Origin of the sequence: Spiroplasma corruscae, from assembly GCF_002237575.1 — a bacterium.
Lineage (GTDB): Bacteria > Bacillota_I > Bacilli_A > Mycoplasmatales > Mycoplasmataceae > Spiroplasma_A > Spiroplasma_A corruscae.
Genome location: NZ_CP022535.1, coordinates 609,153 through 621,079, shown reverse-complemented (window position 1 = coordinate 621,079; position 11,927 = coordinate 609,153). Strand labels below are relative to the sequence as shown.

Sequence of the window (11,927 nt, the reverse complement as noted above, 5' to 3'; positions counted from 1 at the left end):
TATTTTTAAAAAAAAGATTATAATAAAAGTATTAAAAAATGTTTTAAGGAGTTTTTGATTAATATGAGTAAATGTTCTGCAGAAATTGAAAAAGCGTTATTGAAAAGAGATAAAGAATGAGAACAAAAAAATCTTGAAAGAGATAAAGAAATTGATATTTTAAAAGAAAAAATTAATAAGTTAGTGGATAGTAGTTTTGAAATGTAAATTTATGTTATTATATTAATAAGCAAATAGAGCGCTAGCAATACTAGCACTCTATTTTTTTTATTTTATTTAATTTAATAATGAACTAGCTATTGCTAGTATTTTATTTGCTCTGATAATTTCTGAAATGAAAATAGGAGGTAAATAAATAGAAAAAGAAGTATATGGTATGAATATTTATATAAAAATTAATGATGAATTAATTAAAATATCTAATGAAGAGGGTTTTAAAAACATAATTAATTTAGTAAAAAACAATAAATTATCTCAAATAGAAGCAAACAAGATATTTCAACTTTTGGAAAAAGGGTTAAAGGAATTAGGGGGAATGTCTGATGAATAAAAATAATATAAAAATCATTTTTGAATTAATTAATGATGAAAAGGGTGGGAAACAATACTTTTAAATTTCTGAAAAATCCAGTAGTGTTGAAGAAGTACATATTGCATTAAATGTAAAGAATATGACTATTGAAGATAAAATCTTTTATAATAATAGTATAAATGGAAGAAAAAAAGAATCGGTTTATTCTAAATGTAAGGAGTATTTTTTAATGAATAGTAAATGTGCAAAAGAAGTTAAAATAGCAGTTGAAAATGCATTATTGAAAAGAGATAAAGAGTGAGAGCGAAAAACACTTGAAAGAGATAAAGAATGAGAACAAAAGAATCTTGAAAGAGATAAAGAAATTGATATGTTAAAAGAAAAAATTAATAAGTTAGTCGATAATAGTTTTGAAATGTAAATTTATGTTACTATATTAATAAGCAAATAGAGCGCTAGCGATACTAGTACTCTGTTTTTTTATTTAATTAATTCATGAACTAGCTATTGTCAGCTTTTTATTTGCTCAAATAATTTTTGAAAGGAAAATAGGGGGTAAATAATTGAAGAGACTAGTATTAAGTTTAATTGCAATATCAAGATTAAATGGTATATTTACATTAAATATAAAATATTATAATGATCAAACTAATTATAATATTTTGTTAATTAATAATAAAATAAAAAATAAGCGATTTAGTAATTATAATAAATCAACTGATAGTTATAATCCAACTTTTCCTAATATAATAAAGGAAGTAAGAAATTTTAGAATATAATAAGGATTATTATATTGTTACTCAGGATAATTTTAATGAAAAATTAGAAAAAATTAATTTAGATAATTTTGCAAATATTAATGAGAATAATACTCGAAAAGAATTAAAACTAGATTTATTAATATCATCAATATTTGATAAAATCCAAATTAAACGAAGTAAGGGGGAAGAAAGTGAAAATTCAAACCTTTTTCACTTTAATGTAATAAATGACTTTCTATTTGATGAGAGCAAATGTATTAACTTAAATAAGATTAGTCAAGAAACTATAAGTTATAACTTTAAAGATGCTACAAAAGAAGTAAAAGAAAAATTTGTACAAAATTATATTAAAAATTATATAAATGAATTACTCATAACTTATAAACCTGATAAGGTTAAAGATGACAAAGATTGAGCTTATATACATAATGTTGACTATAAAATATCACTTAATTCAAGTAAGAATACTGATATTGATAATATTGATAATCTATAGCAAATAATTAATGATTTTATTGATTCAGAAACTTCAGTAGATTTACAAGTTTATATAGTTGCAAATAATGACTCATATAAATCAACAGGATCAACAAGATATATTATTCACAACGCTTCTTCAATAGATGACCCTAACCATAATAATCCTGCATCACCATCTCCAGTAAGTCCAAACAATCCTAATAATTCAAATAAACCTAATCCAAATAAAAATAACTCTAAAGTTTTTAACAAAAATAACTTATATTGGATTATTTCCTTAATAGTGCCAATCGTTTCCATTATCACTTTTATAATCTGATATAAGAGAAATAGAAAAAATAAAAAAATAAAATAAAATATTTTAATAATTTATGTTACTATATTAATAAGCAAATAGAGCGCTAGCGATACTAGTACTCTATTTTTTTTATTCCCTTTCTAAAATACAAGAACTAGCTATTGCTAGTTTTTTATTTGCTCAATAAACTTTCCCCAGGGAAAATAGGAGGTAAATAAATGGAATGATTTATAAATAGTTTAATAATTAACAAATTTTATAATACTAATAATACAGAACCAAAGGATCTAAAACCTATAGTAGATTATATTATGGGTTATGGTCTAGCAACTATTGCAATAATTTGTGGAGTGGTAATAATATATTTGTTATTTATTTTAATAAATACATGATTAAAAATGAATAAAGCAATAGATGATGGTGATATTGAAGGTAGATTATTGCTATTAAAAAAATTATATGAGTTTTAATTATTGCTACTCTTATTCTAATTATTGGAATTGTTGTCGCAGTTTTTTCAGGCTCATTTTTAAATCAATAGTAAGAACTTTAAATAATCTTTAATTAAGTAGGTGATCAATATTATCTGTTGTATTAAAGATTATTTTATTTATCTTTATTCAAGAACCGCTTGCTTTAGTTCATAATACATAAGGTATTTGAATATTGTACAACTTAAATTGTATATGACATTATATTTAATTGGAAATGAGATTTTGATATAAATAATATTCCTAAAAGTTTTTGAGCATTTTGTATACTTGGGGGATTTTTAGTGGTATTAATATTTACGATTCAGTATTTTACATATACATTTAATGAAGATTTACATCTAAAAGAAAGAATTGTAAAATCTGTAAAATCAACAGGTTTAGCAATTGTATTTGTATTTTTCATACCAATTGGGTTTTATGGTATTTTATTTTTAATTGGATTTTTGAATACTTTAATTCAACTAAGTTTTGGTAAAAATAATAGAAACTTAGCTGATATATTATATAAACTTGGAGATAAAAATTGAGATGGAAGTAGTATATTTGTACCAGATGATTATAGTGTACCAGATATTATATTATATTATAATATAATATTTGAAATATTAACAGTATGGCTTTTATTATATTCATTAATTATGCTATGCATGGCTGTTGTACAAAAATCAATTGAGTTGTTTTTATTATTTATATTAGGGCCATTAGTTGCCGCTTGAATGGTTAATGATAATGGCGCTAGAAAAACAATGAAAAGATATGGCATTAGCTAAGAGTTTAATTAGTATTGGTAATATCTTAAGTTAAATGGTTATGATAAATTTTTTAACATTATTTATAACAAAAATAAGCCAAGGTAGTTCATTTAAAGATTTTACTTTTGTTGAAAAAAGTTTTGTATATGTTGTAGTAATACTTGGTACATGTACTTTCTCACTTGTAGCACCACAATTAGTGGCATCATTTACAGGTGGAGAAGGTATTAGTCATGAAGAAGGTAGAAACAGTATATTAAGTGCAATGCACGGTAAAAGTATATTAGGAGCTGGTGCTAAAGCTTTAGGTTGAGCAGCAGGAGGTGCTGCTATACTTGGTTTAGTAAAAGGAAAAAAAGGTGAAAGTATTGCAAATGCTGCAAAAAGTGGCTTAGATAATCTTAAAAAAGGTCAAGATATGATGCAAGGTCAAAGAGCAAGCGGAATACCTGGATTTCTTGGTAAAGCTGCGAGAGCAGCTACAACTGGAGGTCATACTATTAAAAGTATGTTTAGTAGACAAGGGTGAAGTAATTTAGGATCAGCAATTGGAGGTGTTGCTTCTGCGGTTGGAGGAGCAATTGCTGGTAATACAGTTGGTCATTATAGAAATAAAAGAGATAATTCTAATAGCAATTATAGTAATACCCTTAAAGATAATGTAATACCTAATTTAAATTCTAATATTAAAAAATTTGATAAAAAAAGAAATAATTATACTAATTTAAGAGAAGTTTATAAAGATAAAAAAGAAAATGCCGTAAATGACAAACAATGAAATAGAGCATTAAATAAAGAGTATAAATATGCTAATAAAATACTAAAAATGGATAGTAAACAAATTAAAAATAATCATAAAATAGATACGAAAAATATTAAAATTAATAAAATTAATAAAAATAAAGAAAAAAAATAGATTAAAAAATATGTATTAAATACATATTTTTTTATATAATTAAATAAAGAGGAAGTGAAGTTATGAGTATATTTAGTGCCGCAGGGTGATTGTTAGGAATACCGCCAAAAGAACAAAGAGAAGCTAGAAAAGAATGAGAAAGAAAACAGTGAAGGTATACTTCCAAAAAAATTGATGAAATTAATGCAAAACAAGATAAATTAAATAAAGACTATGAAAATTTTGCTATTTATGGCTCTGTATTAACAAAATCATTTCCAGTTGAATTTTTTAATGAAGAGAATAATGATTTGGTGGATAAAGTCATTGACAAATTTATAAATGATTATAGTAATGCATATGATAATTTAAAAGACATAGGAGAGAAAATAGATTTAGGTATAAAATACACACAAATTTGGAAGAAAAAGAAATCACTTTATGATATTGAGAATATATTAAAAGAGATCGAAAAAGAAGAAAAAGAGCAGTTAAACTATATTAATGTAAGTAATTCAAATAAAGATATAGATAAAGAAATTGAAGTATTAAAATTGCAAAAAGAGATATTAGAGTTAAAAGCTCAATTAGCAGAAAAAGATAAGGAAAGATAAATACATTTATGTTATTATATTAATAAGCAAATAGAGCGCTAGCAATACTAGTACTCTATTTTTTTAATTAATTTATTCATGAACTAGCTATTGCTAGTTTTTTATTTGCTCTGATAATTTATCAAATGAAATTAGGAGGTAAATAAATGGATAAAGAAGTATATGGTATGAATATTTATATAAAAATTAATGATGAATTAATTAAAATATCTAATGAAGAGGGTTTTAAAAACATAATTAATTTAGTAAAAAACAATAAATTATCTCAAATAGAAGCAAACAAGATATTTCAACTTTTGGAAAAAGGATTAAAGGAAATAGGGGGAATGTCTGATGAGTAAAAATAATATAAAAATCATTTTTGAATTAATTAATGATGAAAAGGGTGGCAAACAATACTTTCAAATTTCTGAAAAATCCAGTAGTGTTGAAGAAGTACATATTGCATTAAATGTAAAGAATATGACTATTGAAGATAAAATCTTTTATAATAATATTATAAATGTAAGAAAAAAGAATCGGTTTATTCTAAATGTAAGGAGTATTTATTAATGAATAGTAAATGTGAAAAAGAAGTTAAAATAGCAGTTGAAAATGCATTATTGAAAAGAGATAAAGAATGAGAACAAAAGAATCTTGAAAGAGATAAAGAAATTGATATGTTAAAAGAAAAAATTAATAAGTTAGTCGATAATAGTTTTGAAATGTAAATTTATGTTACTATATTAATAAGCAAATAGAGCGCTAGCGATACTAGTACTCTGTTTTTTTATTTAATTAATTCATGAACTAGCTATTGCTAGTTTTTATTTAATCAAAAAACTTTCCCCAGGGAAAATAGGGGGTAAATAATTGAAGAGATTAGTATTAAGTTTAATTGCAATATCAAGCTTAAATGGTATATTTACATTAATATAAAATATTATAATGATCAAACTAATTATAATATTTTGTTAATTAATAACAAAACAAAAACTGAGCGATTTAATAATTATAATATAACCTATATAAAATTATAACTATTATCTATATAATTGATGAAAACTTTTATAATAAACTTAAATAATTCATGGTTACTAATTAAGTACGGCTTTATGTCAAACTAAATTAAAAGTTAAATAACCCTTAAAATTTCTTTCAACATTACTTACTTTTTTGTTGAATTAGTTAACTTATATAATTATAATAAGTATAAAATCAAACCAATAGTGTTAATAATTTGGTTTAATATTATATATTTACTAAAAGGGATGTATGAAGAGAATAGTTAAAAAATACTGATTTGTAATTACTACTTGTGTTTTGCTATATATATTTAGTAATTTATTGTTTATTGGGTCGAATTATTGGTTGTTTATTCTAATTAATAAGATTATTGATAATAATGAAAAGCTTGAAGATAATTGAAAATTGATTTTAATTAATTTAAGCATTACATTATCTAGTCTCTTACTTACTTTTATATCAGAACTTATACATGAAAAAATGGGAAAAAAATTGAGACTACAACTAAAAAGAATGGTAAGCTTAAAAATTAATTCACTAACAGATTATGAATATGAACAAAATAAAAAAGGTGAATATATTTCTTGATATAAAAATGAGAGTGAGGCAGTATATCAAGCTTTGAAAGCTAAAATGATAATGATATGAGCTGACTTATCTATGTGTTTTATTTCAATTGTTCTTATTAATATATATGTTAGTTATATAATTACATTAGTAACAATTTTTTCTGCGATTTTCATTATATTAATTCCAATGATGTTAGGTAATTTAACATCTAGAAGAGAACAACAATTGGTAAAACAGCAAGGTGTCTATACCCAATCAATTGAAAACTTAATTAGTGGATATGCCAACTTTGCTTTTAATAATAAAAAAAACATATTTAAAAGTTTGATAACTAATTTTACAAATAAAATGGAGAATTATAGATTAAGAACATCAAACTTATGTTTTTTTGTAGAATTAATAACTGATTTATTACAAGTTATATTACAACAAAGCGTAGTAATTGTTACAGTATTTTTGTATTACTATGGATTTACTAGTGCTGGGTCATTGTTTATATGTTCTACATTCTCTGCATATTTTTTACAGGGTCTAAGTTCTACTTTGGGTAATTTATCACTTGCAATCAAAGGTAAAAAAATTGTTAAGAAATATTTACCAGTGGCGGAAGAAGAAATATATGAACCTAATTTAATAGAATTTAATAAATTATCTATAAATAATCTTGAATATAAAATCAATGATAAAGAAGTATTTAAAAATTTAAACCTTGAAATTGATGTAAATAAAAAGTATTTATTAGTAGGGGAGTCAGGAAGGGGAAAGACCACTTTATTTCGAATTATATTCGGTATATTAGATAACTATAATGGAGTAATTAAATTGAATAATGATTTAGATTATAAAGAAATAAACAAAAAAGATTTAAAAGAAATATATACCTATATTCCTCAAAAACCTATTGTTTTTAAGACTAGTATAAGAAACAATATAAGTTTATGAAATAAAAATATTTCTGATAAAAAAATTATTGAAACTTTAGAAAAAGTAAATTTAAAAAGTCTAATTGAAATTAATTCATTAGATACAATTATTAATCCAGATTTTAAAAACTTGTCCGGAGGAGAAATTCAAAGGTTGGCAATAGCAAGAGCATTAGTTGATGATAAACAAGTGATGATATTAGATGAAATAACTGCAAGTTTAGACAAAAAAAATAGAGATAAAATAGAAGAACTAATAACAAGTTTAGATAAAACAATTTTATTTATTTCTCACACCGCTGACCATGAAAATAATAATTTTGATCAAGTAATAAAACTTTAGGAGGAAACCATGACTAAAATATATTTAAAAGTTTGATACTTTTATTTAATTTATTTATTATTCGCAACTATATCAAGTGCAGGAATGACTTATGGAATTCTTTCTTCTGGTTATGTTCTTGATGATGTGTTAAATAATGATAAAACTAAATTAATAATAGATTCAATTTTCATTATTGCTGGTATTGCAATCTTTTCATTATTTTCTAATTTTAATAACTTTATTATTAAACCAAGAGCAATTAAAAAAATGAACTTATTATTACGTAAATTAATAATTGATAAAATAAATGCAATGTCATATGAAGAATATAGTAGCAATGGTGTTGGTACATATATTTCGTGATTAACAAATGATGTTGATATAATTGAATCAACAGTATTTGAATCATCTTTTACAATATCTAATATAATCCCACAATTTTTTATAATTGGTTATAGTTTTTATTCATTAAATTGAATATTAGGGTTAATAGCAATATCATCATCATTATTATGTACAATAATTCCATTTTTATTTGTTAAGAGTAATATTAAATATCAAACTAAGATATCTAGTCAAAGTGAATTGTTGAGTGAAGATTTATTGTCATATGTAAATGGATATCAAGAACTATCATATAGAAATAAAAAAAGACTATATACAGAATTAGTTAATGATGCAAATTTAAGTTATGAAAAAACTAAGTCTAAATTTCTAATATTTAGAAATTTTCAAAGCTTCTTATCTAATATGATTACGATTTCATCTCAGTCTATTTTAGTAATAGTTTCATTATATCTTTTTACAATCAACAAAACATCAGCTGGTGCATTTTTATCATCTCCTGGAATTGCATATACATTTTTTGTTGCAATATTTACATTTTCAAGATTAATATCAACAATCAAAAGTACAAAAGAAGTAGTTCTTAAATATAAAAATGTAAAAGTTGAAAATGACTATGAACCAAGTACAATTAATTTTGAAAACATAATTGTAAAGGATTTAAATTATTCAGTAGAAGATAAAATTATATTTAAAGATTTTAACTTAAGTATAAAAAATCATAATAAATATTTATTAATTGGAGAATCTGGTAAGGGTAAAACTACCTTATTTAAAATAATCTTTTCATTAATTCATAATTATGAAGGAGAAATCAAAATAAATAATAAATTAAATTATAAAGATATTGATCAAAGAGATATATGAAACTTAATTTCATATATTCCACAAGAAAACATATTATACAATTCTTCATTAAAAAATAATATAACTTTATTTAATAAAACAATTAATGATAGTGAGGTTATTGACGTATTAAATAAGGTTAATCTTGGATATTTGCTTGACCAAATGAGTTTAAATGACCATCTTAATAATGATGCAAATAATATATCTGGTGGAGAAATACAAAGAATTGCAATAGCTAGAGCTTTATTACAAGATAAACCATTTATGATATTAGATGAAATAACATCAGGTTTAGATGAAAAAAATAGAAATAATATAGAAAGTCTTATATTATCATTAAATAAAACAATTTTATATATTTCTCATACTACAAAAATTGAAAATAATAATTTTGATCAAATAATTAAATTATAGTATTTGTTAATCTTATATATATAACAATATGTTTATAAATTAATAATAAGTCCTTTTATTTGCTAAAATAAAAAGTTTAAAAGTATTTAAAACTTTTTATATTTAATAAATAAAAATATAATATTCAGAAGTGTTTGTAATAAGAATAAAAGTATATTAAACGTTAAGAAATTACTATATAATTTTACTAAGAATAGTACATTTATATTATTAATTGATTAGGGGTTAGTATGAAAAAAGTTATCTATGAAATAGTATTTATTACAATAATGACATTTTTATATTATTTATATAGTTCTTGAATTCAATTTTTAAAAGACACTGAAGAAGAAGATATGCTATATAAAATTTTTAGTCCATTTCAATTGTTAATATTAGGGTCAATTTTTACTATTGTATATGGTACAATTAAAACCATATTATTTTTTAATATAAAAAATTTAAAAGAATATAAAAAAAATTTAAGAAATAATATTTTATTTGAGTTTGAAAATACTATTAAGTATTTAGATAATTTAAAATCTAATATAAAAAAAGAAGATATAGTTGCTATAAAATCATGTATTAAAGACTATAGTTCGATAAAGTATAAACCAATATATTTAAACTTATTAATTGATGAGATAACTACGAGAATATTAAGCAATCATGATTTTAGTGATTTACTTCAAACTTGTAATTTAGTTTCTTCAAACATCAAAAATGTACTTCATAAAGAACAAGATCGTTTAGCCTATAATAAATCTGAAAACTTGTTTGAATTAAGAAGAGTTAATGAATATTATAATAACAATAGTTGATTTGTAATTAGTTTTTATTTAACTATTCATAACAAAGATATTCATTCACATGAATATGAAGCCAATAAATGAAAGATTACCTCTTTATATATTTCAAGATTCTCATATTTTTTATACCCATCATTTTTTATAACACTATCACTTTATGCATTAATTGGTGGTTCTTTATATGCATTTGATTATTCATTAAACAGATTCTTTTACGGTTCATTTGGTATATCATTATTTTTTGTATCAACTTTATTATTTGTTAGTAATTTAATTTATAATAAAAAGAAATATAAAATAAAAATATTCTGATTACAGCTATCAATTTATCTAATGTTTATTGGTTTTATTTTTTTAGATATGTTTTTAAATGTAATTTTATCTCCAATATTAAAAGAATCTAATGATTGATATGAATCAGAATTAATTACTTTCTTATGTTATTTAGTCTATATTGTTTTATCAACAATGTTGTTAAGTTATATTTTTACAAGCTTACTTGAATTATTTGAATATAAATCATTTAGTACTATTAATTTAATATTAAATATTATCATGCCAATAATAATATTTATAATTTCAGCCGTTTTAAATTATTTATCAGTTCATAATGAAAACTCTAATAAACTGTATTTAATAAATTTTATAATGATTTTTGTTTATTGATCAGTATCTTTATTATCAAATAAATTTATTACTAAATAAAAAACATTTTAGTTTTAATAATCTTTTTTCATTTTTTATAAATTAGTATAGAATTAATGAATAAAGGAGAGAAAATGAATTTATACACATTTAAATTAACATATAAATATACTTTTGGTATATTATCTTGTTTATCTATTTATACATATTATTTTTATAAATTGATTTCAGGACACGGTATTAGTGATTATAATGGAAATTATGAAATATATACTTTAGACTATTTCACAACCTTTACATTGATATCTAATATATTTTGCCAAGTATGATTATTATTGGCTGCAATTAGACCTAATAAGGAAGGGGATTCTAAATTCCTAGGTTATACAACTGCATTAAATTTTGCTGTAATGATAACAATAACTTTTATTGTTTACAATGGAATATTAGTACCATTAGATACTGGTTTCCCGACTCATCCATATGATGCTTTTGCAACAGTTGTTAATCATATAATTACACCAATTGCATTTGTTACTTACTTTTTATTCTTTATGAGAAACAAGAAAAAAGTTGAACTTAATACATATTTTATTAAAAAATTCTGAATATTATTTGTAATGGTATTAACATATTGTATTTTTTCATTAATTAAAGGAGAAATTAGATATCAATCTCATTCAGAACTTTACACTACACCAAAGGGTGGGAATATTTGATATCCATATTTCTTTTTAAACATACATAACCCTAATGGTCCTATGGGGATTCCCGGCGCTGCATGATTTGTAATCGCATTTATTTTAATAGTAGGTGTTATGATTGGGTTTACGTATTTGTATAATTATGTAAATAACCAATTTATTAAAACTAAGTTTTATAAAAGTCGCTATAATTGATAAAAAAACTTTTAAAAAAATTTAATAATTTTCTTTGCGTTTTTCGAAAAAACAATGTATATTAATAAGGAAGGAGAATTATTAAATGAATAAAGTTGTAAAAGTAACTATTACAAAAACTGTTAATTTTGGTGCATTTTGTGATGCTGATATTGATGGGCAAATTTACAAGGGTTTAATTCATATTTCTGAAATAGCTGACAAATACGTTTCTGACGTAAATGAATTCGTTTCAGTAGGACAAACTGTTGATGGTTATGTAATCTCAGTTGATGAAGCAAACAAACAAGCAAAAATCTCATTAAAAAGAGCAAACTAAAAAAATTATAAATAAGATT

The 11,927-nt window shown here is 22.4% G+C and carries 17 protein-coding genes; 16 read left to right on the top strand and 1 reads right to left on the bottom strand.

Annotated elements, in window-relative coordinates; genetic code table 4:
* The first annotated feature begins 63 nt into the window (after nucleotides 1–63).
* The 4 genes from SCORR_RS05400 (at nucleotide 64) to SCORR_RS02825 (ending at nucleotide 1,311) form a co-directional block, all read left to right on the top strand.
* Nucleotides 64–207 (top strand): hypothetical protein, encoded by a 144-nt coding sequence (locus SCORR_RS05400; protein ID WP_157705364.1) that lies wholly within the window; start codon nucleotides 64–66, stop codon nucleotides 205–207.
* Between the two features lie 169 nt (nucleotides 208–376).
* Complete coding sequence (locus SCORR_RS05395) at nucleotides 377–550, top strand: hypothetical protein (protein ID WP_157705362.1); 174 nt, start codon at nucleotides 377–379, stop codon at nucleotides 548–550.
* A gap of 211 nt (nucleotides 551–761) precedes the next feature.
* Nucleotides 762–953: a hypothetical protein gene (locus SCORR_RS02830; protein ID WP_157705360.1), complete on the top strand. Its 192-nt coding sequence runs from the start codon at nucleotides 762–764 to the stop codon at nucleotides 951–953.
* 142 nt (nucleotides 954–1,095) lie between these two features.
* Entirely contained in the window at nucleotides 1,096–1,311 is a 216-nt protein-coding gene (locus SCORR_RS02825; protein WP_094048925.1) for a hypothetical protein, read from the top strand.
* A gap of 528 nt (nucleotides 1,312–1,839) precedes the next feature.
* Here SCORR_RS02825 and SCORR_RS02820 read toward each other — a convergent pair.
* Nucleotides 1,840–2,073, bottom strand: a complete 234-nt coding sequence (locus SCORR_RS02820; RefSeq protein ID WP_094048923.1) for a hypothetical protein — start codon at nucleotides 2,071–2,073, stop codon at nucleotides 1,840–1,842.
* A 216-nt stretch (nucleotides 2,074–2,289) separates the two neighbouring features.
* On the opposite strand from SCORR_RS02820, the gene SCORR_RS02815 reads away from it, so the two are divergent.
* From SCORR_RS02815 to SCORR_RS02765, 12 genes are all read left to right on the top strand, one after another.
* The gene (locus SCORR_RS02815) at nucleotides 2,290–2,541 is read left to right on the top strand and encodes a hypothetical protein (RefSeq protein WP_094048921.1); all 252 of its coding nucleotides are present in this window, start codon (nucleotides 2,290–2,292) and stop codon (nucleotides 2,539–2,541) included.
* Nucleotides 2,542–2,750: 209 nt separating this feature from the next.
* Nucleotides 2,751–3,335: an Mbov_0396 family ICE element transmembrane protein gene (locus tag SCORR_RS02810; protein WP_342746546.1), complete on the top strand. Its 585-nt coding sequence runs from the start codon at nucleotides 2,751–2,753 to the stop codon at nucleotides 3,333–3,335.
* Between the two features lie 40 nt (nucleotides 3,336–3,375).
* Nucleotides 3,376–4,233, top strand: a complete 858-nt coding sequence (locus tag SCORR_RS02805) for a hypothetical protein (protein WP_157705358.1) — start codon at nucleotides 3,376–3,378, stop codon at nucleotides 4,231–4,233.
* A gap of 62 nt (nucleotides 4,234–4,295) precedes the next feature.
* Nucleotides 4,296–4,826, top strand: a complete 531-nt coding sequence (locus SCORR_RS02800; protein WP_094048915.1) for a hypothetical protein — start codon at nucleotides 4,296–4,298, stop codon at nucleotides 4,824–4,826.
* A gap of 146 nt (nucleotides 4,827–4,972) precedes the next feature.
* Nucleotides 4,973–5,167, top strand: a complete 195-nt coding sequence (locus SCORR_RS02795) for a hypothetical protein (protein WP_094048913.1) — start codon at nucleotides 4,973–4,975, stop codon at nucleotides 5,165–5,167.
* Nucleotides 5,160–5,378, top strand: coding sequence for a hypothetical protein (locus SCORR_RS02790; RefSeq protein WP_094048911.1), 219 nt, complete (start codon nucleotides 5,160–5,162; stop codon nucleotides 5,376–5,378). Before SCORR_RS02795 ends, SCORR_RS02790 begins: the two co-directional genes overlap by 8 nt.
* On the top strand, nucleotides 5,378–5,536 hold the full coding sequence (locus tag SCORR_RS05390; protein WP_157705356.1) for a hypothetical protein: 159 nt from the start codon (nucleotides 5,378–5,380) through the stop codon (nucleotides 5,534–5,536). The genes SCORR_RS02790 and SCORR_RS05390 overlap by 1 nt, the downstream gene beginning before the upstream one ends.
* A gap of 544 nt (nucleotides 5,537–6,080) precedes the next feature.
* Entirely contained in the window at nucleotides 6,081–7,667 is a 1,587-nt protein-coding gene (locus SCORR_RS02785; RefSeq protein ID WP_094048909.1) for an ATP-binding cassette domain-containing protein, read from the top strand.
* Nucleotides 7,668–7,676: 9 nt separating this feature from the next.
* Nucleotides 7,677–9,257: an ATP-binding cassette domain-containing protein gene (locus SCORR_RS02780; protein ID WP_094048907.1), complete on the top strand. Its 1,581-nt coding sequence runs from the start codon at nucleotides 7,677–7,679 to the stop codon at nucleotides 9,255–9,257.
* 230 nt (nucleotides 9,258–9,487) lie between these two features.
* On the top strand, nucleotides 9,488–10,750 hold the full coding sequence (locus SCORR_RS02775; protein WP_094048905.1) for a hypothetical protein: 1,263 nt from the start codon (nucleotides 9,488–9,490) through the stop codon (nucleotides 10,748–10,750).
* Nucleotides 10,751–10,824: 74 nt separating this feature from the next.
* Nucleotides 10,825–11,592 carry a Pr6Pr family membrane protein gene (locus tag SCORR_RS02770; protein ID WP_094048903.1) on the top strand — a complete coding sequence of 256 codons (768 nt, stop codon included), beginning with the start codon at nucleotides 10,825–10,827 and terminating at the stop codon, nucleotides 11,590–11,592.
* Between the two features lie 82 nt (nucleotides 11,593–11,674).
* Nucleotides 11,675–11,908, top strand: a complete 234-nt coding sequence (locus SCORR_RS02765) for a S1 RNA-binding domain-containing protein (protein ID WP_094048901.1) — start codon at nucleotides 11,675–11,677, stop codon at nucleotides 11,906–11,908.
* Nucleotides 11,909–11,927: the final 19 nt, after the last annotated feature.